We start from the raw sequence: 18,546 nt of genomic DNA on the forward strand, positions 1-18,546 counted from the left end.
TGCAAAACATTGTTCCGCATAGCGGAACTTCAGTCAAGCGCAAATTTGCCCACTTCTAAGGATTCAGGAAAGGAAGGAGAGACACCATGGCCGCACACGCCCAGTTCCATTGGGAAGACCCGCTTCTGCTCGACCAGCAGCTCACCGAAGAAGAGCGCATGGTGCGCGACGCCGCCGCCGCGTATGCGCAGGACAAGCTCGCGCCGCGCGTGCTTGAGGCGTTCCGCCATGAAAAGACGGATGCCTCGATCTTCCGCGAAATGGGCGAAGTCGGCCTGCTCGGCCCGACGATTCCCGAGCAATACGGCGGCCCCGGCCTCAACTATGTGAGCTATGGTCTCATCGCGCGCGAAGTGGAGCGCGTCGATTCCGGATATCGATCGATGATGTCGGTGCAGTCGTCGCTCGTGATGGTGCCCATCTTCGAATTCGGCTCGGAGGCGCAAAAGCAGAAGTACCTGCCCAAGCTCGCAAGCGGCGAATGGATCGGCTGCTTCGGCCTCACGGAGCCGAACCACGGATCGGACCCGGGCAGCATGGTCACGCGCGCGAAGAAAGTGAACGGCGGCTATTCGCTCTCGGGCGCGAAAATGTGGATCACGAACTCGCCGATCGCCGACGTATTCGTCGTCTGGGCAAAGCTCGAGGAAGACGGCAAGGACGACATCCGCGGCTTCATCCTGGAAAAAGGCTGGAAGGGTCTCTCGGCGCCGGCCATTCACGGCAAGGTGGGCCTGCGCGCGTCGATCACCGGCGAAATCGTACTCGACGAAGTATTCGTGCCGGAAGAGAACATCATGCCGGGCGTCAAAGGCCTGCGCGGTCCGTTCACGTGCCTGAACTCGGCGCGCTATGGCATCGCCTGGGGCGCGCTCGGCGCGGCGGAATCCTGCTGGCACACGGCGCGCCAGTATGTGCTCGACCGCAAGCAGTTCGGCCGCCCGCTCGCGGCAAACCAGTTGATCCAGAAGAAGCTCGCCGACATGCAGACGGAAATCACGCTCGGCCTGCAGGGTTGCCTGCGTCTTGGCCGCATGAAGGACGAAGGCACGGCGGCCGTCGAGATCACGTCGATCATGAAGCGCAATTCGTGCGGCAAGTCGCTCGACATCGCGCGCCTCGCGCGCGACATGCTGGGCGGCAACGGCATTTCCGACGAGTTCGGCGTGGCGCGCCACCTCGTGAACCTCGAAGTCGTGAATACCTACGAAGGCACGCACGACATCCACGCGCTGATCCTCGGCCGCGCGCAAACGGGCATTCAGGCGTTCTTCTGATCGCCGTCCCACCCAGCGCCAAAGCGCACAAAAAAACGCCGCACGAGTCAATTCGTGCGGCGTTTTTGTTTTGGCGGTGGCCTCGCGCGTTTGCGGCTCCGCAAGCGCTGCGCCAACCGGCTTACTTGTTCGGCTGCGGCGTCATGCGCAGATACGGGCGCAGCGCTTTGTAGCCCTTCGGAAACTTCTGCTTGATGACTTCCTCGTCCTTCAGCGACGGCACGATCACGACATCGTCACCCTGCTTCCAGTTGCCGGGCGTCGCGACCTGGTAGTTGTCGGTGAGTTGCAGCGAGTCGATCACGCGCAACACTTCGTCGAAGTTGCGGCCCGTGCTCGCCGGGTACGTAATGATGAGACGCACCTTCTTGTTCGGGTCGATCACGAAGAGCGAGCGAACCGTGAGCGTCTCGTTCGCGTTCGGGTGGATCATGTCGTAGAGCGTGGACACCTTGCGGTCGCCATCCGCGAGAATCGGGAAACCGACGCTCGCCGCCTGCGTCTCGTTGATGTCCTTGATCCACTCGTTGTGCGACTGGGCGCTGTCCACCGAAAGCGCGATGGTCTTCACGTTGCGCTTTTCGAACTCGTCCTTGAGCTTCGCGGTCAGGCCAAGCTCGGTCGTGCAGACCGGCGTGAAGTCGGCGGGGTGCGAAAAAAGCACGCCCCAGCTGTTGCCGAGCCACTCGTGAAACTTGATGTGTCCAATGCTCGAGTCCTGCTCGAAGTCGGGTGCGATGTCGCCAAGACGTAGACTCATGGTGGTTCCTTTGAACGAGGTGGGCGCGCTGCCCGTTGATCCGGTAGACATTTACATGTCAAGCATACAGGTCCTGGTTGCGCCCCGCGAACGAACATCGCCTCACACCGGTATGAGTTTTTGTAATTTTGAGTCATTTGAGGGAAACTTTAGGTGCCGGATCAACTCAATGACACTCACCTGTGCCCGTTTTTTGCTCCTGGATGCATGCCGGTGCACACGCCTGCGCGGGAACGGATCGTGCGAATTTGCGCTCGTGGCGGCGCGTCACGCTTGCCAGCGCCCGTATCTTTGTTACGATTCACGCGTGATGTGACACGATGGGAGCCAGTCAATGTCAGAAGTCAACAAGGAGAGGCTGATGTCCGATATCAAAACCGTCCTCGCAGATGCGGAGGACCTGCTCAAGCAGGCTGCGAGCGCCACGGGCGAGCGCGCTTCGGAGTTGCGTGAAACAGCACTCTCGCGTCTGAAACAGGCAAAAGAGAAGGCCGCCGACGTTCAGGTCGTCGTGGTGGAGAAAGGCAAGAAAGCCGTGCGCGCCACCGACGACTACGTGCACGAGCATCCGTGGGCGTCGATCGGCATCGCCGCCGGCGTGGGTGTGCTGGTCGGGCTGCTGATCAACCGCAAATAAGCGGTCTACCAGCATCGCTGTGCGGCGCGGGCGGTAGCACCATCGCTCGCACCGTACCCGGGAAGCGTCTGGATGCCTTCGCGCCGGCCGCTTCCTGCTGGCTCAGCGTGCCGCGTGGTGGTTTAGCCGGGCGCTCTTGCCGGCTGTATTTTCTTGCGCATTGCTCGGGCACCCGCCTGCGCCACCTGCCTTCGCCATGACGACAGACACTCACTCGCAGCGCCAGGAACACGGACCGTTGCGCCGACTGCTCGGCTCCGCGTCCGCGATGCTTCAGACGCGTCTCGAACTGATCGGCATCGAACTCGCTGAAGAGAAGGAGCGGCTGATAGGCGTACTCTTTCTCGGCCTCGCAGCGATGATGCTCGCGATGCTCGCCCTGATCGCGCTCACTGCGCTCATTGCCATCGCCTTTTGGGACACGTACCGCTGGCAGGCGCTCGCCTGCATCGTGGCGGTATATGCGATCGCCGCCATTGTGTGCGCGCTGAAAGCCCGCCGCGGGCTGCATGCCGCGCCGCTCGTGTTCCAGGCGACGCTCGAAGAATTCGAGAAAGACCGCGATGCCCTGCGCAACCCCTAGCCGGGAAGTTTCGGCATGCACCGCCGCGCGTTGCCCGATGCACCGCCCGCCTGCAGGTTGCCCGTCACCTTGCATGCCCCGTCCGTGAAACCATAGCCGCGAGCCGACGCCATGAGCCAACCCCAACCGGACACCGCCTTCCGCCCCCGCCGCAACAACCGCTCGCGCGATCTCTCCGCGCCGCAGTTGCGAGCGCTGCGCAAGGAGTTGCTGCTCGTGCGCGCCAGCGTCGAGCGCGCCGAAATGGCCGAAGCGCTCGTGGAGCTCCGTTCGACGGTCAACAATCTCAGCTGGCTACGCTTCATCGTGCCGGGTTTCGGGCATGCCGGAGCCAGCGGCGGCGCCGGCGTGGCAGCTGGCCTTGGCAGCCTTCTCAAACAGTATCCACTGCTCAGTTCTCTTATCTCGCTCATCGTTGCGAAACCGCTGCGCGCAAGCGTGGTTTCGGCCGCACGCCCCGTCATCAAGTGGGGCGGCCTTGCGTTTACTGCATGGGAGGCGTATCGCGTATGGCAACAGGTTCGCCGCCAGCGCAGCACCTCCCCGGGCCGCCCTCCCCGCGATTCGTCTGACGAAGACGATCTCACCGGCTGATCGTTTCCTGCGGGGCACCCGGACGTTCACCGGTCTTTCCAGCACATTTGCGCAGTTGCCGCAGCGGCAACACCGCCGGCAGCCTGATTGCCGCGAGCGCCGGTGGCATCGAGCATGAACGCGCCGCAGGCGTCGTCGCGCATCGGCCCGGTTTCGACAGGCTCGGCCGCTATGGCATAGCCGCCGTTCGATTCGTCGCCGGGCATGAGCCTCAGCCAGTAGACGGGCGTGCCCGTTGCCGGAGCCTGATCGAATCCCGCTGGCAATGCCGTCATCGACGTGCCCTGCGTATCGATCAACTGCGCGGCACGATAGAGCGCGGCCACCGCATCGATACGATGCCCGCGCGCAATCTGCGCGTACCATCCCGGCAACGCGAAAGCCGCGACAATGGCTGCTGCCGCTAGCGCAATAACCAATTCGAGCAATGTAAATGCATGGCGTTGGTCGCTCTTCACCCTCCCTCCCATTTCCCTCGTCAAAACGGCCTCGCCACGACGTGCCGCCAGTGATGCTCGACGCGCGTCGCTTCGCCCGCCGCCTCGATGACCAACTGATCCTGCAGCCAGCTTTCCGTGTCTTCGGAGGCGCCGAATCCACGCGCCGTGAGGAGGTACGCCCGAGCGAGCGGCCGGCTGTCGATGCGCCACGCCTCGACGACGCATTGCGGCGCGCGAGCCGAACCCGGCCAGGCGGCGACGGGCGTCACGGACTGCCGTTCGAAGCTGTCCTGTCGCCGCCACGCTTGGGGTTCGCCGGATTGCGTCGCTGCGGCGGATACGGCCAGCGAGCCCTCCGTCAGCGCACGCGCGCACAGCACGAGTGCAGCATCGGCGGCATGGAACGACTGCAGATGATCGGCGACGGCGTCCGCATTGCGCCGCTCCATCAGCGCAGCCTCGAAACTGGCCGCCGACGTGACCAGCATCATCGAAACGATGAGCAGCACGACCGGCAACGCGACGCCGCGCCTCTTCACCCCCATGCGGCAGAGCCGCCGCCGACGGCGTGGGCTCATGACGGCGCCTGCGCCACGTTGCGCAGTACGACGTGCCGCCAAAAGGCCTGCCGCGCGCGCCCGTCCGCGCCGAACGCCTGCGCGCCGTCGCAATCGAGATAGCGCGTGCGCCGCGGAAAAGTTGCGCCGCGCACCAGCACGCACAAATCGACGGCGACGACCGAGGCCCATTGCTCGCGTGTGAGCGCCGACGCATCGAGCGCCTGCGCCGCACCCGCTATCCAGTAGCGCAACCTCAACCGCTCGACGCCTTCGACGAGCGGTTGCGCCGTGCCGACCTTGCCGGAGCCCTCGCAATAAAGCTCGGGCTCGCCAGTGGAACTGCTCGCCTTGGCGTGATAGCGGTTGACGACTTCGACGCCCGCTGCGCCCACGGCCTGACCCAGGCAATCGGTAACCTGGCCACTCGTGGCGGGCCACGTCGAAATGCCGTCGCCTTGATAGCGCACGGCGAGTCCGTCCGACCGGCTCGACAGCGACTCGCAGGCGAGCACGGCATCGGCGCCGGCTGGCCGCCCGGCCGTACAGCCGAAGATCGCCGGGGCGGCGAGCGGCGCTCGCGCATCGGCGGCTACGAAACCGGCCATTTGGATTTGCTCGCCAACCAGCATCAGCGCGTTCATGCCGGCCTCGTGGATGCGCGTGGCGTCGCTTGCATATGCGAAGGCCTGGCGTTGTGCCCGGTAGGCCGACAGCGCGCCGAGCGTCACCACGAGACCGAGCGCGATGGCGATCGTCAGTTCGAGTAGCGTGTGACCACCTTGCCGGCACACTGCGGCGCGACGCTTGTTCATCGCAGAAACGCCAGGGCGACGCAGGCGCGCCCGGCTGGCACGGTTGCGTCGATACACGGCCCGCGCCGGGAAACCGCCGCCGAGCCCGACGCTGCGGCAAACTGCGCGGCCGCCCAGGTGATGGTCGCGATAGACGCGTCGCCGCCCGCGCCAGCCATCTCGGCCCGCCCCTCCGGCACGATGGCCGCGGTCAGCGCCTTCCATTTGTCCGTCGCAGCAGTTGACGCGCCCGGGCCGCCCGCCATGCGTGCGCCTTCGGCAAGCGCGTCGGCAACGAAAACGGCACGCTCCTGCGTTGCCGCCAGTTGCGCGTGCCGGGCGAGCCCAAGTTGCGTGCCGATCAGACCGAGACCGCACATCGCCATGATGCCGAGCGCAATGGCAACTTCGAGCAACGTCGAACCGCGTACGCTGCGCGTACTCACCCGGCTCATGACGCCCCCGTGCACGCGCCGTCGCTCATGCGCGCTCGGCCCCCTGCCGCAATGCGTATGCAGCGCCGCCAGCCCGTGCCACGCTGCGCGGCCGACGCGACGCGGGGGCCGATCTCGATATTGCGCAGGCTACCGATGCTCTGTCCTGCCGGCGGCGTGAACGTGATGGCCGTGAGCCCCGACGCCACGGCAATCGCGTCGAGCGGGGGCTGGACACGCAACGGCGCATACGCGCCGGCTCGCTCGAACATGACGGCCCAGCCGCAGGACCAGTCGGCAAGACCGGATGGACACGCCTTGGCCGCCGCAAGACAGTTGCGCGCCGCATCGATTCGGCAAACGGTGATGCGCGCCTTGCGCCGTATCGCCTCGCTGCGCGCGTAGGCGAGCGTGCCGAGCATCGCGTTCGCGCGCGCATCGACCTGGTCGCGAACGCGCCACGCCGTAAAGACCGGCGTGGAAACCGTAGCGCAGATAGCCAGCAAGACGACGACGACCATCGTCTCGATGAGCGTGAATCCTCTGAACTTCATCAGCAATCCTCAGGTTGAGCGGACTGCCATCAATCTACGGTCGAAGGCGAAACGAAACAATTAGCCGAACGGCTAGCTGGTGCGCGCAGCGTGGGCTCGGGAGAATACGGGCGTCACGACTGCGACAATGCGGGAGGAAAAAAGAATGCGAATGCGCTCAGCGCTTTTTCGTGGGGGCGGCAGCACCGCCCGTGCGGCGGAATTCCTCGATCACGTCTTCGAATTCGGAGACGTCCTCGAAGCGGCGGTACACCGAAGCAAACCGCACGAACGCGACCTTGTCGAGCTCGCGCAATTCGCCCATCACGAGTTCGCCAAGGCGCTCGCTGCGCACTTCGCGCTCGCCGCTGCCGAGCAGTTGATACTCGATGCGCGCCACCGCCTCGTCGATCGCATCGGCCGCAACCGGGCGCTTGCGCAGCGCCAGTTGCATGCTCGCCACGATCTTGCGGCGGTCGAATTCCGTGCGGCTGCCATCCTTCTTGACGATGGCCGGCATGGCCAGTTCGACCCGCTCATACGTCGTGAAACGCTTGTCGCAGGCCGGGCAGCGGCGGCGGCGCCGGATCGCGGCGCCGTCTTCGGACACGCGCGAGTCGACGACCTGCGTGTCTTCGTGCCGGCAAAAGGGGCAGCGCATGGGCTGGCGCGCGGCTTACCGGTAAACCGGGAAACGCTTGGTCAGCTCGGCGACCTGCGCCTTCACGCGCTCGATCGTCGCAGCGTCTTCCGGATTGTCGAGCACGTCGGCAATCAGGTTGCCCACCTGCTCGGCTTCCTTCACGCCGAAGCCGCGCGTCGTCATTGCCGGCGAACCGAGGCGAATGCCGCTCGTCACGAACGGCTTTTCCGGGTCGTTCGGGATCGCGTTCTTGTTGACCGTGATGTGCGCGGTGCCCAGCGCCGCTTCGGCAGCCTTGCCGGTGATGTTCTTCGCACGCAGGTCCACCAACATGACGTGGCTTTCCGTGCGACCCGAAACAATGCGCAGACCGCGCTTGACCAGCGTTTCCGCCAGCACACGCGCGTTCTCGACCACATGCTGCTGGTAGGTCTTGAATTCCGGCGAAAGCGCTTCCTTGAACGCCACGGCCTTGCCCGCGATCACATGCATGAGCGGACCGCCCTGAATGCCCGGGAAGATAGCCGAGTTGATCTGCTTCTCGAACTCGGCCTTCATCAGGATCACGCCGCCGCGCGGGCCGCGCAGGCTCTTGTGCGTGGTCGTGGTGACGAAGTCGGCGAAAGGCACCGGGTTCGGGTAGACGCCCGCGGCCACGAGGCCCGCGTAGTGCGCCATGTCGACCATGAAGTACGCGCCCACGCTCTTCGCGATCTTCGCAAAGCGCTCGAAGTCGATGCGCAGCGCGAACGCCGAAGCGCCCGCCACAATCAGCTTCGGCTTGTGTTCCTGGGCGAGCTTTTCGGCCGCTTCGTAGTCGATGTCTTCGGCTTCGTTCAGACCGTAGCTCACGACGTTGAACCACTTGCCCGACATGTTGACCGGCGACCCGTGCGTGAGGTGACCGCCGTGCGCGAGACTCATGCCCATGATCGTGTCGCCCGGCTTGAGCATGGCGAAGAACACGCCCTGATTCGCCTGCGAACCCGAGTTCGGCTGGACGTTCGCGGCGTCGGCGCCGAACAGTTGCTTCACACGGTCGATTGCGAGTTGCTCGACGATATCCACGTATTCGCAGCCGCCGTAATAGCGCTTACCAGGGTAGCCTTCGGCGTACTTGTTAGTGAGCTGCGAACCCTGCGCGGCCATGACTGCGGGCGACGTGTAGTTTTCCGACGCGATGAGCTCGATGTGCTCTTCCTGCCGGCGGTTCTCGAGTTCGATCGCCTTGAAGAGTTCGGGATCGACGTTGGCGATGGTGCTTTCGGCTCTGTCAAACATACGGGTTCCGTTAAGTGTGTTCAGGTTGACCGGGTCTCGCGCGGAACGCGTAGCGGGTACGCGGCGCTGCTGGCGAAGTGGCCAGCCTTGACGTGGCGGAAGATGGTGCCGCACACGCGAGGCAGGGCAGCCCCGGCAGCGCTAACGAAAGCGCGCGGAACAGGCTGCCCAGGCGAACGGCAAAACGGCACCCTGCGCTTCACGGTGGGTCGTTCCACCTTCAGCCCCCAAAAAAGCGTGGACCGCAGCCATTCAGGGACCCTATCGCCAGTCACGCAGGGATTGAGCGCGTTAGTGTATTGGAATGGGAGGGAATAGGCAACCGCCCGCCCCCAGCCCCAGCGCGCCGGCCGCGCCGCACGTTTTCATGGGCGGCAACGCCGGCCACGCGCCCCGCCCATGTCCTTCGGGCCGCCGAACACCTTACAAATTTGATACTTGCGTCAGTCGCCCGAAAGACGTAGGGGCGGCGCGTTCCGGTAGAATGCGCGGCATGGAAAATTCCACCAGCAAGCCGGACGAGGCGTCGTCCCCGGCCGGGCGCGGTTTTACGTGGCCGGTCCGCGTCTACTACGAAGACACCGATGCCGGCGGGATAGTGTTTTACGCGAATTACCTGAAATTCTTCGAACGCGCGCGCACCGAATGGCTGCGCGCGTGCGGCATCGATCAGCGCCGGCTCGCCGATGAAACGGGCGTTCTGTTCGTCGTGCGCAGCACTGCGCTCGGTTACCACTCGCCCGCGCGACTCGACGACACCGTCATGACCGTAAGCCGCGTCGGGAAACTCGGCCGTGCCTCGATCGATTTCGTGCAGGAGGCGTGGCGCGACGACGTGCTGCTCGCCACCGGGACCATTCGCGTCGCCTGCGTCGACGGGCAAGCCATGCGCCCCGCCCCCATTCCGGCCTGCGTTCATGACGTCTTGCAGCGCGGGCCACAGAAAGAGCTGCACGCCGTGTCAACGGCGGTGCAGTAATTACCGTTGATACGACGCCAGTGAACTCGCGCCGGTCAATGCAGGACCAAGCAGGGTTCGGCCGCAACGGCGCGAGAGCTTCCCGAACGCCTACGGGAAGCCTTGCGTTGCCTTGCAGCCGCTCGCCCCTTTCGGGACGTCACAACGAACCTATATGAACACTACACAAGATCTTTCGATCATTTCTCTCGTTCTTAATGCGAGCGTACTGGCACAGGCGGTGATGGGGCTTCTTCTGCTCATGTCGCTGATTTCCTGGACTTTCATTTTCCGCAAGTGGTTTGCAATCCGCCGGGCTCGGTCCCAGACCGAGCGCTTCGAGCGCGATTTCTGGTCGGGCGGCGACCTGCAGGCGCTCTATCAAAGCGCGGCCAACAACCGTCACACGATCGGCGCGCTTGAGCGTATCTTCGAATCGGGCATGCGCGAATTCCTGAAGGCGAAAGAGAAGCGCCTGAGCGATCCGAGCCTCGTGCTCGACGGCGCGCGCCGCGCCATGCGCGCGGCCTTCCAGCGCGAGATGGACGCGCTCGAGGCCAATCTCTCGTTCCTCGCGTCGGTCGGTTCGGTGAGCCCGTACATCGGTCTTTTCGGCACCGTATGGGGCATCATGAACGCGTTCCGCGGGCTCGCGAACGTTCAGCAGGCCACGCTCGCCAACGTTGCGCCCGGCATTGCGGAAGCGTTGACGGCCACCGCGATCGGTCTTTTTGCCGCCATTCCTGCGGTGGTCGCGTACAACAGCTACGCGCACGACATCGACCGTCTGGCGATCCGCTTCGAAACCTTCATCGAAGAGTTTTCGAATATCCTGCAGCGTCAGGCTCACTAATCTTCACGAAGCAAGGAGTCGAAGATGGGAGGCTCAGTCCGTTCGAGCATGCGAGGCAGCCGCTCGCGCCGTGCGATGGCCGACATCAACGTCGTGCCGTATATCGACGTGATGCTGGTGCTGCTCGTCATTTTCATGGTGACGGCGCCGCTCGTCGCGCCGTCCATCATCAACCTGCCCACAGTGGGCGGTGCGTCGCAGCAGCAGCAAACGCCGCCTGTCGTGGTGAACATTCGCCCCGACGGCAATCTGAGCGTACGCTATAAAGATGACTCCGGCGCCACGCAGCAGGAAAACATGACGCGCGCCGATCTCAACGGCTTCGTCGCCGACCGCGAGCAGAGCCATCCCGACCAGCCCGTCGTGATCGCCGCCGACAAGTCCGTCAAATACGAGACGGTGATGAACGTGATGTCCGATCTGAAAGCACATGGCGTCAAACGTGTCGGACTGCTCGTCAAATCGCAATGACCCGTAAGAACGATTCGTATCCGCTGCAGCCTCCGCGTGAGCGTGGCACGGGACGTGCTATCGCGCTCGCGGTGCTCATGCACGTGCTGCTCGGTCTGTTCCTCTATCACGGCATCCACTGGCAGAACAGCACGCCGGCAGGTGAAGAGGCGGAACTCTGGACCGAGGTGCCGGACATGTCGACACCGAAGCCACTGCCGCCTCCTGCGCCGGTAGCGCCCGCCCCGCCGCCGCCGCAAACCGAGGAAGCGGACATCGCGCTGCAACAGCAAAAGCGTAAGCAGCAGGAAGCCCAGCGCGAGGCGCAACTGGCCGAACAGCAGCGCCTCAAGCAGCAGCAGGAAGCCGAGGCGAAGCGCCAGCAGCAGCTCGCGGCCCAGCAGGCTGCGCAGCTCGCGGCGCAGCAGAAGGCGGAGAGGTTGAAGCAGCAGGAACTGAAGCAGGAGCAGCAGCAGGCCGCTGCCGAAAAACAAAAACAGCAGCAACAACAGGAAGCGCTCAAGAAGCAGCAGCAGGAAGAAGAGCAGCAGAAGCAGGCGAAGCTCGACGCGCAAAAGAAGGCCGACGCCGAGAAGGCGGCCAAGGCGAAGGCACAGGCTGACGCCCAGGCGAAGAAGCTCGACGCGGAACGCCGCGCACGTATCGCGCAGATGCAAGGCTCGATGGGCGGCGGCGAAGGCACGAGCGGCAACGGTCTCGCGAAGAGCGGCACTGGCAGCGGATCGGGCGGCAACGCGACATCGCCGGGGTATGCGGACAAGGTGCGTCGCCGCGTGCGTCCGAACATCATCTGGTCGGGCGAGACGTCTGGTCTCGAAACCGAGATCGCCGTGCGATGCTCGCCGACGGGCACGCTGCTTTCGGCGACGATCACGCGCAGCAGCGGCAATTCGTCGTGGGACGACGCCGCGTTGCGGGCGGTCCAGCGCTCGGATCCGATGCCGGTCGATACGGACGGCAAAACGCCTGCGAGCTTCGCGATTACCTTGCGCCCGGCGGGTTAACGGCCACCGCAAGACATGGAGAGGTTGAGGAAAGCCCGCGCGCAACAGTGGAACAAGCGGCTGACCAAGGAACGAATCGGACGTTTGCCGGTCAGTCTGCTGTTACGCGGTGTGATAAAAATTGCTTTTTTCAGGAAACATCACAGCATGAGTTTGATGACGAAGCTTGGCCTGCGAACCCTCGTCGCGTCCTGCCTGATCACGGCGGGCGGCGCAGCGAACGCTCAACTCAACGTCCTCGTCACCGGCGTGGGCTCCACCCAGTTCCCCATCGCCACGGCAAACTTTGCCGGTGAAGCGAATTCGCCCGAACAGGTCGCCGCCATCGTGCGCGCCGACCTGCAGCGCAGCGGGAAATTCACCAATATCGACGCCGGCGGCGCGCCCGTCTCGGAAAACGACTCCGTCGACCTCGGCAGCTGGAAGGCCAAGGGCGCCAATGCGTTCGTCGCAGGCAGCGTGAACAGGCTCGCGAACGGCCAGTACGAAGTGCGCTTCAAGCTCTACGACACCGTGAAGGGCGAAAGCCTGGGCGGCCTCGTGCTGACGAGCCCACCGAGCGGCCTGCGCATGACCGCGCACAAGGTTGCGGACTATATCTACCAGAAGCTGCTCGGCGATCGCGGCGTGTTCGCCACGCGTCTTTCGTACGTAATCAAGACCGGTAGCCGCTACCAGTTGCAGGTTTCGGACTCCGATGGACAAGACGCGCACATCGCGCTCTCGAGTCCCGAGCCGATCATTTCGCCGGCCTGGTCGCCCGACGGCACCAAAGTCGCTTACGTATCTTTCGAAAAGAAGAAGCCGATCGTCTACGTGCATGACCTTCCCACGGGTCGTCGCGTGATCATTTCCGACCAGAAGGGCAACAATTCGGCGCCCGCCTGGTCGCCGGATGGACGCACGCTCGCCGTCGCGCTGTCGCGCACGGGCAACACGCAGATCTTCGCCGTCAACGCGGACGGCACCGGCCTGCGCCGCCTCACGCAAGGCACGACGATCGACACCGAACCCACCTACTCTCCCGACGGACGCTGGATTTATTTCACGAGCGACCGCGGCGGCCAGCCTCAGATCTACAAGATGCCGGCCCAGGGCGAAAGCGCCGGAGCGGCGCAACGCGTGACGTTCAGCGGCAACTACAATACGAGCCCGCGGGTCAGCCCCGACGGCAAGCAACTGGCGTACATCTCACGCACGGGTGGCGGATTTAAGCTGTACATTCAAGATCTGCAGTCCGGCGTCGCCACGGCGCTCACTGACACGACACATGACGAATCGCCCAGCTTCGCGGCGAACGGTCAGTACATTCTTTACGCCACTCAGGTGAACGGCCGTGGCGTGCTGGCCGCTGTATCGACCGACGGTCGTACGCGGCAAATCCTGTCCGTTCAGGGCGGCAGCGTACGCGAGCCGTCCTGGGGTCCTTTTATGCAATAACACTTCAGGAGAGCAAAAATGATGTCGAAGAAAGTACGCCTGGCCTTGGCTGTTTTGATGATCGGTGCGCTGGCAGCGTGCAAGTCGGGTGTCAAGGAAACGAACCCGAACGCCGGCGCGATGAACACCCAGCCGAACCCGAACGCGGTTGCGCAGGTGAACGTCGATGAGTTGAACAACCCGAACAGCCCGCTCGCCAAGCGCAGCGTGTACTTCGATTTCGACAGCTACGCCGTCAAGGACGACTACCAGTCGCTGCTGCAAGCTCATGCGCAATACCTCAAGACGCACCCGGAACGTCACGTCCTGATCCAGGGCAACACCGACGAGCGCGGCACGAGCGAGTACAACCTGGCGCTGGGTCAAAAGCGTGCTGAAGCCGTGCGTCGCGCCCTCTCGCTGATGGGCGTGCCCGACTCGCAGATGGAAGCTGTCAGCCTCGGCAAGGAAAAGCCGGTCGCAACGGGCCACGACGAAGCATCGTGGGCGCAAAACCGCCGTGCTGACCTCGTGTATCAACAGTAATTGAGCATTGGATGAAGGGGCGTATGTCGCACCGTTTCTCCCCGCTGCGGGCAGCCGCAGCCGCCTGCGTGGCCGGCGTCGCCTTTGCGGCGCTGCCGGCCCACGCGGGTCTCTTCGATGACGATCAGGCGCGCCAGGCGATCCTCGACCTGCGCGCGAAAACGGACAACCTGTCCAGCCAGTTGTCCGCCGCCCAGCGCACGATCCTCGACCAGTCCAACCATCTCGACCAGCTTAACCAGCAGGTCGCCACGCTGCGCGGACAGAACGAGGACATGGCGAACCAGTTGGCGACCCTGCAGAAGCAACAGAAGGACTACTACACGGATCTCGACACGCGGCTCAAGAAGTTCGAGCCGCAGCAGGAAACCGTGGACGGCATGCAAGGCACGGTTCAGCCCGGTGAAATGGACGCCTTCAACGCCGCTTCGCAGCAGTTTCGCAACGGCGACTTCAAGAACGCGGCTGCATCGTTCCGCAGCTTCATCTCGAAGTATCCGCAGAGCCCTTACCAGCCGACCGCGCAGTACTGGCTCGGCAACGCACTCTATGCGTTGAAGGACTACAAGGGGTCGACCGCTACGTGGCAGAACGTGGTCAAGAACTACCCGCAGCATCCGCGCGCCCCCGAGGCGTTGCTGGCGATCGCGAACAATCAGATCGAGCAGGGGCAAAAGGCTGCGGCCAGGCGCACCCTCGAGCAGATCGTCGCGCAGTATGGCAGCTCGGATGTGGCACAGACGGCGCAGAGCAAGCTTTCACAACTCAAATAAGCGCTGCTGACGGCTTTTGGCGTGACGCGGCGGCACGATATGCCAATGCCGCGAAATGCGCCTCTCGCGTACAGAAAAGGCCCGGGGCACGGCGTGCTTCGGGCTTTTTCCATCGACATTGTGGCGGGAACGGTTGACGCTTCGACCGTGCCCCGCTATAATCCCGCTTCTCTTTTGGGTCGTTAGCTCAGCTGGTAGAGCAGCGGACTTTTAATCCGTTGGTCACTGGTTCGAATCCAGTACGGCCTACCAAAGAATCAATCAAAAAGCCCAGTCTTCGGACTGGGCTTTTTGCTTTTCGCGCCGGATCTTCGCGGCGTCGGCGGCTATCATTGGGAATCGGCTGCAACCGGCGATGAAACGCTCGGCACGTAGGCGTGCGCTCAGCATGTATACTCGCTCCTTCCCCGCCGTCCCATCCTCCGCTGCACAGGCCACGTCATCATGAAGTTCACGACCCTTGCCTGCGCTCTGCTCGCGCTTCTTTGGCTCAGTCTGCGCGTTCAGGCGCAAACCCAGCCCCAACCCGAAGACTACGCGTATTTGCGCCGCATTCGTGTGCCGGACGCCGTCGTCAATTGCGTCGCCGCGCTCGACCAGTGGGTGCACAAGGCGCAGCGCTATGATTCGCTGCTCGTGCCCGATCGCCACGCGCTCTCCGCCAAAATCGAGCAGCCCGCGCCCGTCAACGCCACGCCCGTGCCCTCGGCGAGCGCCGCCGTCGCGCAGTCAACACCCATCGACACGCTCATCAATCTGCACGCATTCGCCAAGGTGCGCGGCAAGTACGCCTGGGTTCCCGTGAAGGCCACCTGCGGCATCTGGCATTCGCACGTCGTCGATGTCGCGCTGTCGCCGCGCAGCACGCGCACAAGCTCGCCGATCCAGTAAGCGCGGGCATCGGGCCGGCGCCCGCGCGGCCATGCGTTCGGCTTGACCGCTTCGACGACTACCTGGCAATCCTCATCGTCGTCAGCATATTTGAGGGTCGCCGAACGGCACCCCCCGCCCCCGCTATGAAAAAGCCCGCGCGCCACAGAGCGCACGGGCAGCGAGCAATGCCGCGCGCAAACTCAGTCGGCCTTGATGCCTTCGACCTGGATTTGCAGCGTCGTGGCCGTCTTGAAGCCATACGACTGGCCCCAGTTCACGCCGTAGTCCGCACGGTCGAATTGCGCCGATGCGTCCGCGCCGCACACTTCGCGCTTGAGCATCGGGTTCTGGAAGCACTTGAACGAATCGATCTTCAGGTTCAGCGGCTTGGTCACGCCGTGCAGCGTGAACGTGCCGATCACTTCCACGGGCTTGTCGCCGTCGAAGCGGATCGACGTGCCCTTGTAGGTAGCCGTCGGGTACTTCGCGGTGTCGAGGAATTCTGCCGAGCTCACATGCTTGTCGAGCTGCGAGTTGCCGGTATCGATCGACGATGCGTCGATCGTCACGTCCACCGTGCCCGTCTTCGCCGCGCGATCGAGCGTAACCGTCCCCGAGCTCTTCGTGAACTTGCCGCGCCACACCGAGACACCACCGAAGTGATCGGCCTCGAAGCTCGGATACGTGTGCGTCGGGTCGAGATTGTAGGTCGTAGCGGCCGCGAGCGCGGGCGTGGCAACGGCGGCCGCGAACGAAGCGGCAACGACGGCTGCGGCGATAATCGTGGTCTTCATGAAACGATTCCTGGGAAGAGAAACTGCGTGAAAAAGCGATGCCCGGCGCGCGTCAGTGCGCGGCGGACACGATGTGAAACTTGATCTGCACGTCGTCGGCGACGACCGAGGTGTCCTTCCACTCGCCCGAGCCGATGTTGTACGCGAGGCGCTTGATGGGCAGCGTGCCGTCGAACACCTGGTTCGCGCCGTCCTTGTGGTATTGCACCGGCACGACGACGTCGGTCGTCTTGCCCTTGATCGTCAGCTTGCCGGTCACGCTAAACGCGCCGTTCGCGCCGGGCTTGATCTGCGTCGAGACAAAAGTCGCGTGCGGAAAGTGCGCCGCGTCGAACCACTCGTCGCCCGCGACTTCCTTGTTGTATTCCGGCGCGCCGATGTCGAAGCTCGCCACGTCGACGTCGAGCTTCGCGCTCGACGCCGCGACGTTGGCCGGATCGAAGCGCACATTGGCGGTGAAGTGGTTAAAACGTCCCTCGACCGGCACGTTCATCTGCTTGAACACGGCGGTCACGGAGTTCTTTGCGGCTTCGGCGGCGGCGTCGGCATTCGTGACGAAAGCCGCCGCGCCTGCGGCGAGCGCGACGACGGAAGCGGCATGGGCAAGACGCTGGATCATGGGCGGTCGCTCCAAGGTGGATGCAGGCAATGCGTGGGGGAAAGGTTCCGGCGTGTTTCGCATGACGCGAAACACGCCGTGCGGTCAGTCGCGCGGCGTGCCGAACGGCAGCATGCGCGAAAGGATGTTCTGGCGGTCGATCAACTGATGCTTGGCGACCGCGAGCACGTGCACCACGACGACGGCGAGCAACGTGTAGTTGAGCGCAACGTGCACGGTGCGCAGTACGCCCTTGAGCGCGGTGTCCGGACCGATCAGCACGGGCAGCGGCCAGATGCCGAGATACACGACCTGAATGCCGGCCGCGGAACTGTAGAGGTAGCCCGTCACCGGAATCGCGACCATCAGCACGTAAAGCGCGAAATGGCCCGCATGCGCGGCGCGCCGCTCCCAACCGTGCATGGACCCGGGCAGCGCGGGCGCGGCGTGCGTGGCGCGCCAGAGAATGCGCACGAGCACGAGGGCGAGCACGGTCACGCCAATCCACTTGTGCCACGAGAAGTAACGCAGCTTGGTGGGCGTGATGCCGGGAATGTCGGTCATCACCCAGCCGAGCGCGAAGCCCCAGACGATCAGCGCGGCGATCAACCAGTGCAGCAGCATGGCGATGCCGTTATAGCGGCCGGCGGGCTTGACGGTAGGGTTCATCGGCATACGGCTCCAATATTCGAGGCATGCACTTTACCCGGGCAAACATATTCAAACAATCGTCTAAAATGGATCGTTATCATCTATTTTTTCGATAATTCGACGATGGACCGCACCTCGGACCGCTCCCCTAGCCTCGAACAGTTGCGCGCGCTGATCGCCGTCGCCGAAACGGGCAGCTTCTCGGCGGCCGCGCGCCAGCTCGACCGCGCGCAGTCGGTGGTCAGCTATACGATCGCCAATCTCGAGGCGCTGCTGGGCGTCGCGCTGTTCGCGCGCGGCAAGCGCAAGCCGGAACTCACGGCCGCGGGCCGCGCGATTCTCGCCGACGCGCGCCGCCTCGATCTGCTCATGGGCCAGCTTAACGCCAAGGCGGCCGGCCTGCAGCGCGGGCTGGAAGGCGAAGTTTCGGTGGCCGTGGACGTGATGTTTCCGTCGCAGCGGCTCGTAGAGGCGCTGCAGGCATTCGCGTTCGCGTTCCCCACTGTCGCGCTCAATCTCACGATGGAAGCGCTTGGCGGCGTGCTCAAGCTCGTGCTCGACGGCGACTGCGCATTCGGCATCAGCGGGCCGAACCATAACTGGCCGCACGTGATCGAGGCGCAGTCCATCGGCACGGTGGAGCTCGTGCTCGTCGCCGCACCCTGCCATCCGCTCGCGAAGGCCGATCAGCCCGTGCGGATTTCGGATGCGCGCGAGCACACGCAACTCGTCCTGACCGATCGCAGCCGCCTTACCGAAGGGCAAACGTTCGGGGTGTACAGCAATCGCGCGTGGAAGCTCGGCGACCTGGGCGCGAAGCACCGGCTGCTGCTCGCGGGCCTCGGCTGGGGTTCGATGCCGAAGCATCTCGTGGAAGCCGATCTCGAAGCCGGGCGGCTCGTGCGCGTGGCGCTCGCGGACCGGCGCTCGGTGAACTACAACGTTTCGCTGATCCATCGCACCGATACGGCGAGGGGCCCGGCGAGCGAGTGGCTCAGCCACTACCTGACGCAAGGCACGCCGCCGCAAGCGCCGTTGCCCGACGCGCGCTGAAACCCGGCAGCGCGTAGCCG

The 18,546-nt window shown here is 64.2% G+C and carries 25 protein-coding genes, 1 tRNA gene and 1 riboswitch; of the genes, 14 read left to right on the top strand and 12 right to left on the bottom strand.

Annotation, left to right across the window (positions count from 1 at the left end; translation table 11 throughout):
* Positions 1 to 86 precede the first annotated feature (86 nt).
* Positions 87 to 1,277: an acyl-CoA dehydrogenase gene (locus BLU17_RS08220; protein ID WP_091996231.1), complete on the top strand. Its 1,191-nt coding sequence runs from the start codon at positions 87 to 89 to the stop codon at positions 1,275 to 1,277.
* A 121-nt stretch (positions 1,278 to 1,398) separates the two neighbouring features.
* Here the strand turns inward: BLU17_RS08220 and BLU17_RS08225 are convergent, their stop codons facing one another.
* Complete coding sequence (locus tag BLU17_RS08225; protein WP_091996232.1) at positions 1,399 to 2,037, bottom strand: peroxiredoxin; 639 nt, start codon at positions 2,035 to 2,037, stop codon at positions 1,399 to 1,401.
* A gap of 334 nt (positions 2,038 to 2,371) precedes the next feature.
* On the opposite strand from BLU17_RS08225, the gene BLU17_RS08230 reads away from it, so the two are divergent.
* The 3 genes from BLU17_RS08230 to BLU17_RS08240 all read left to right on the top strand — a co-directional run bounded on the left by BLU17_RS08230 (position 2,372) and on the right by BLU17_RS08240 (position 3,851).
* On the top strand, positions 2,372 to 2,674 hold the full coding sequence (locus tag BLU17_RS08230; protein WP_091996233.1) for an ElaB/YgaM/YqjD family protein: 303 nt from the start codon (positions 2,372 to 2,374) through the stop codon (positions 2,672 to 2,674).
* A gap of 196 nt (positions 2,675 to 2,870) precedes the next feature.
* On the top strand, positions 2,871 to 3,257 hold the full coding sequence (locus BLU17_RS08235) for a phage holin family protein (protein ID WP_091996234.1): 387 nt from the start codon (positions 2,871 to 2,873) through the stop codon (positions 3,255 to 3,257).
* A 111-nt stretch (positions 3,258 to 3,368) separates the two neighbouring features.
* On the top strand, positions 3,369 to 3,851 hold the full coding sequence (locus BLU17_RS08240) for a DUF3318 domain-containing protein (protein ID WP_091996235.1): 483 nt from the start codon (positions 3,369 to 3,371) through the stop codon (positions 3,849 to 3,851).
* A gap of 26 nt (positions 3,852 to 3,877) precedes the next feature.
* Here the strand turns inward: BLU17_RS08240 and BLU17_RS08245 are convergent, their stop codons facing one another.
* The 7 genes from BLU17_RS08245 to glyA all read right to left on the bottom strand — a co-directional run bounded on the left by BLU17_RS08245 (position 3,878) and on the right by glyA (position 8,533).
* On the bottom strand, positions 3,878 to 4,309 hold the full coding sequence (locus BLU17_RS08245) for a type IV pilin protein (protein WP_245746766.1): 432 nt from the start codon (positions 4,307 to 4,309) through the stop codon (positions 3,878 to 3,880).
* Positions 4,310 to 4,329: 20 nt separating this feature from the next.
* Entirely contained in the window at positions 4,330 to 4,869 is a 540-nt protein-coding gene (locus tag BLU17_RS08250) for a pilus assembly PilX family protein (protein ID WP_245746767.1), read from the bottom strand.
* Positions 4,866 to 5,663: a PilW family protein gene (locus BLU17_RS08255; protein WP_091996238.1), complete on the bottom strand. Its 798-nt coding sequence runs from the start codon at positions 5,661 to 5,663 to the stop codon at positions 4,866 to 4,868. The genes BLU17_RS08250 and BLU17_RS08255 overlap by 4 nt, the downstream gene beginning before the upstream one ends.
* The gene (locus BLU17_RS08260; protein WP_091996239.1) at positions 5,660 to 6,097 is read right to left on the bottom strand and encodes a type IV pilus modification PilV family protein; all 438 of its coding nucleotides are present in this window, start codon (positions 6,095 to 6,097) and stop codon (positions 5,660 to 5,662) included. Before BLU17_RS08260 ends, BLU17_RS08255 begins: the two co-directional genes overlap by 4 nt.
* Complete coding sequence (locus BLU17_RS08265) at positions 6,094 to 6,630, bottom strand: GspH/FimT family pseudopilin (RefSeq protein WP_091996240.1); 537 nt, start codon at positions 6,628 to 6,630, stop codon at positions 6,094 to 6,096. The genes BLU17_RS08260 and BLU17_RS08265 overlap by 4 nt, the downstream gene beginning before the upstream one ends.
* Positions 6,631 to 6,787: 157 nt before the next feature.
* Positions 6,788 to 7,270 (bottom strand): transcriptional regulator NrdR, encoded by a 483-nt coding sequence (nrdR, locus tag BLU17_RS08270; protein WP_091996241.1) that lies wholly within the window; start codon positions 7,268 to 7,270, stop codon positions 6,788 to 6,790.
* Positions 7,271 to 7,285: 15 nt separating this feature from the next.
* Positions 7,286 to 8,533 (bottom strand): serine hydroxymethyltransferase, encoded by a 1,248-nt coding sequence (gene glyA / locus BLU17_RS08275; protein ID WP_091996242.1) that lies wholly within the window; start codon positions 8,531 to 8,533, stop codon positions 7,286 to 7,288.
* A 159-nt stretch (positions 8,534 to 8,692) separates the two neighbouring features.
* A riboswitch (ZMP/ZTP riboswitch) is annotated at positions 8,693 to 8,818 on the bottom strand.
* A 199-nt stretch (positions 8,819 to 9,017) separates the two neighbouring features.
* Between glyA and ybgC the strand changes: the two genes are divergently transcribed.
* The 8 genes from ybgC to BLU17_RS08320 all read left to right on the top strand — a co-directional run bounded on the left by ybgC (position 9,018) and on the right by BLU17_RS08320 (position 14,809).
* Positions 9,018 to 9,512 carry a tol-pal system-associated acyl-CoA thioesterase gene (ybgC, locus tag BLU17_RS08285; protein ID WP_091996243.1) on the top strand — a complete coding sequence of 165 codons (495 nt, stop codon included), beginning with the start codon at positions 9,018 to 9,020 and terminating at the stop codon, positions 9,510 to 9,512.
* 154 nt (positions 9,513 to 9,666) lie between these two features.
* The gene (gene tolQ, locus BLU17_RS08290) at positions 9,667 to 10,344 is read left to right on the top strand and encodes a protein TolQ (protein ID WP_091996244.1); all 678 of its coding nucleotides are present in this window, start codon (positions 9,667 to 9,669) and stop codon (positions 10,342 to 10,344) included.
* A gap of 24 nt (positions 10,345 to 10,368) precedes the next feature.
* Positions 10,369 to 10,815: a protein TolR gene (tolR, locus tag BLU17_RS08295; RefSeq protein WP_091996245.1), complete on the top strand. Its 447-nt coding sequence runs from the start codon at positions 10,369 to 10,371 to the stop codon at positions 10,813 to 10,815.
* Positions 10,812 to 11,819: a cell envelope integrity protein TolA gene (tolA, locus tag BLU17_RS08300; RefSeq protein ID WP_091996246.1), complete on the top strand. Its 1,008-nt coding sequence runs from the start codon at positions 10,812 to 10,814 to the stop codon at positions 11,817 to 11,819. Before tolR ends, tolA begins: the two co-directional genes overlap by 4 nt.
* Positions 11,820 to 11,966: 147 nt before the next feature.
* On the top strand, positions 11,967 to 13,259 hold the full coding sequence (gene tolB / locus BLU17_RS08305) for a Tol-Pal system beta propeller repeat protein TolB (protein ID WP_091996247.1): 1,293 nt from the start codon (positions 11,967 to 11,969) through the stop codon (positions 13,257 to 13,259).
* Positions 13,260 to 13,277: 18 nt separating this feature from the next.
* On the top strand, positions 13,278 to 13,784 hold the full coding sequence (gene pal, locus BLU17_RS08310) for a peptidoglycan-associated lipoprotein Pal (protein WP_042266217.1): 507 nt from the start codon (positions 13,278 to 13,280) through the stop codon (positions 13,782 to 13,784).
* Between the two features lie 23 nt (positions 13,785 to 13,807).
* Positions 13,808 to 14,557 (top strand): tol-pal system protein YbgF, encoded by a 750-nt coding sequence (ybgF, locus tag BLU17_RS08315; protein ID WP_091996248.1) that lies wholly within the window; start codon positions 13,808 to 13,810, stop codon positions 14,555 to 14,557.
* 176 nt (positions 14,558 to 14,733) lie between these two features.
* Positions 14,734 to 14,809: transfer RNA gene (locus tag BLU17_RS08320), tRNA-Lys, on the top strand.
* Positions 14,810 to 14,818: 9 nt separating this feature from the next.
* Here BLU17_RS08320 and BLU17_RS34220 read toward each other — a convergent pair.
* Positions 14,819 to 14,947 (bottom strand): hypothetical protein, encoded by a 129-nt coding sequence (locus BLU17_RS34220; RefSeq protein ID WP_281247806.1) that lies wholly within the window; start codon positions 14,945 to 14,947, stop codon positions 14,819 to 14,821.
* A gap of 54 nt (positions 14,948 to 15,001) precedes the next feature.
* Here BLU17_RS34220 and BLU17_RS08325 point away from each other — a divergent pair, with 54 nt between their 5' ends.
* On the top strand, positions 15,002 to 15,448 hold the full coding sequence (locus BLU17_RS08325; protein ID WP_091996249.1) for a BspC domain-containing protein: 447 nt from the start codon (positions 15,002 to 15,004) through the stop codon (positions 15,446 to 15,448).
* Between the two features lie 182 nt (positions 15,449 to 15,630).
* Here the strand turns inward: BLU17_RS08325 and BLU17_RS08330 are convergent, their stop codons facing one another.
* The 3 genes from BLU17_RS08330 to BLU17_RS08340 form a co-directional block, all read right to left on the bottom strand.
* Complete coding sequence (locus BLU17_RS08330; RefSeq protein ID WP_091996250.1) at positions 15,631 to 16,224, bottom strand: YceI family protein; 594 nt, start codon at positions 16,222 to 16,224, stop codon at positions 15,631 to 15,633.
* A gap of 52 nt (positions 16,225 to 16,276) precedes the next feature.
* The gene (locus BLU17_RS08335; protein WP_091996251.1) at positions 16,277 to 16,843 is read right to left on the bottom strand and encodes a YceI family protein; all 567 of its coding nucleotides are present in this window, start codon (positions 16,841 to 16,843) and stop codon (positions 16,277 to 16,279) included.
* A gap of 84 nt (positions 16,844 to 16,927) precedes the next feature.
* Positions 16,928 to 17,491: a cytochrome b gene (locus BLU17_RS08340; RefSeq protein WP_245746768.1), complete on the bottom strand. Its 564-nt coding sequence runs from the start codon at positions 17,489 to 17,491 to the stop codon at positions 16,928 to 16,930.
* Between the two features lie 105 nt (positions 17,492 to 17,596).
* On the opposite strand from BLU17_RS08340, the gene BLU17_RS08345 reads away from it, so the two are divergent.
* Entirely contained in the window at positions 17,597 to 18,526 is a 930-nt protein-coding gene (locus BLU17_RS08345) for a LysR family transcriptional regulator (protein ID WP_091996253.1), read from the top strand.
* Positions 18,527 to 18,546 lie beyond the last annotated feature (20 nt).

The organism is Paraburkholderia lycopersici, assembly GCF_900096975.1.
GTDB lineage: Bacteria > Pseudomonadota > Gammaproteobacteria > Burkholderiales > Burkholderiaceae > Paraburkholderia > Paraburkholderia lycopersici.

Coding starts and splice junctions, on each gene's coding strand:
- BLU17_RS08220 (WP_091996231.1), top strand. CDS start 87: ATGGCCGCACACGCCCAGTTCCATTGGGAAGACCCGCTTCTGCTCGAC.
- BLU17_RS08225 (WP_091996232.1), bottom strand. CDS start 2,037: ATGAGTCTACGTCTTGGCGACATCGCACCCGACTTCGAGCAGGACTCG.
- BLU17_RS08230 (WP_091996233.1), top strand. CDS start 2,372: ATGTCAGAAGTCAACAAGGAGAGGCTGATGTCCGATATCAAAACCGTC.
- BLU17_RS08235 (WP_091996234.1), top strand. CDS start 2,871: ATGACGACAGACACTCACTCGCAGCGCCAGGAACACGGACCGTTGCGC.
- BLU17_RS08240 (WP_091996235.1), top strand. CDS start 3,369: ATGAGCCAACCCCAACCGGACACCGCCTTCCGCCCCCGCCGCAACAAC.
- BLU17_RS08250 (WP_245746767.1), bottom strand. CDS start 4,869: ATGAGCCCACGCCGTCGGCGGCGGCTCTGCCGCATGGGGGTGAAGAGG.
- BLU17_RS08255 (WP_091996238.1), bottom strand. CDS start 5,663: ATGAACAAGCGTCGCGCCGCAGTGTGCCGGCAAGGTGGTCACACGCTA.
- BLU17_RS08260 (WP_091996239.1), bottom strand. CDS start 6,097: ATGAGCCGGGTGAGTACGCGCAGCGTACGCGGTTCGACGTTGCTCGAA.
- BLU17_RS08265 (WP_091996240.1), bottom strand. CDS start 6,630: ATGAAGTTCAGAGGATTCACGCTCATCGAGACGATGGTCGTCGTCGTC.
- nrdR (WP_091996241.1), bottom strand. CDS start 7,270: ATGCGCTGCCCCTTTTGCCGGCACGAAGACACGCAGGTCGTCGACTCG.
- glyA (WP_091996242.1), bottom strand. CDS start 8,533: ATGTTTGACAGAGCCGAAAGCACCATCGCCAACGTCGATCCCGAACTC.
- ybgC (WP_091996243.1), top strand. CDS start 9,018: ATGCGCGGCATGGAAAATTCCACCAGCAAGCCGGACGAGGCGTCGTCC.
- tolQ (WP_091996244.1), top strand. CDS start 9,667: ATGAACACTACACAAGATCTTTCGATCATTTCTCTCGTTCTTAATGCG.
- tolR (WP_091996245.1), top strand. CDS start 10,369: ATGGGAGGCTCAGTCCGTTCGAGCATGCGAGGCAGCCGCTCGCGCCGT.
- tolA (WP_091996246.1), top strand. CDS start 10,812: ATGACCCGTAAGAACGATTCGTATCCGCTGCAGCCTCCGCGTGAGCGT.
- tolB (WP_091996247.1), top strand. CDS start 11,967: ATGAGTTTGATGACGAAGCTTGGCCTGCGAACCCTCGTCGCGTCCTGC.
- pal (WP_042266217.1), top strand. CDS start 13,278: ATGATGTCGAAGAAAGTACGCCTGGCCTTGGCTGTTTTGATGATCGGT.
- ybgF (WP_091996248.1), top strand. CDS start 13,808: ATGTCGCACCGTTTCTCCCCGCTGCGGGCAGCCGCAGCCGCCTGCGTG.
- BLU17_RS34220 (WP_281247806.1), bottom strand. CDS start 14,947: ATGCTGAGCGCACGCCTACGTGCCGAGCGTTTCATCGCCGGTTGCAGC.
- BLU17_RS08325 (WP_091996249.1), top strand. CDS start 15,002: ATGAAGTTCACGACCCTTGCCTGCGCTCTGCTCGCGCTTCTTTGGCTC.
- BLU17_RS08330 (WP_091996250.1), bottom strand. CDS start 16,224: ATGAAGACCACGATTATCGCCGCAGCCGTCGTTGCCGCTTCGTTCGCG.
- BLU17_RS08335 (WP_091996251.1), bottom strand. CDS start 16,843: ATGATCCAGCGTCTTGCCCATGCCGCTTCCGTCGTCGCGCTCGCCGCA.
- BLU17_RS08340 (WP_245746768.1), bottom strand. CDS start 17,491: ATGAACCCTACCGTCAAGCCCGCCGGCCGCTATAACGGCATCGCCATG.
- BLU17_RS08345 (WP_091996253.1), top strand. CDS start 17,597: ATGGACCGCACCTCGGACCGCTCCCCTAGCCTCGAACAGTTGCGCGCG.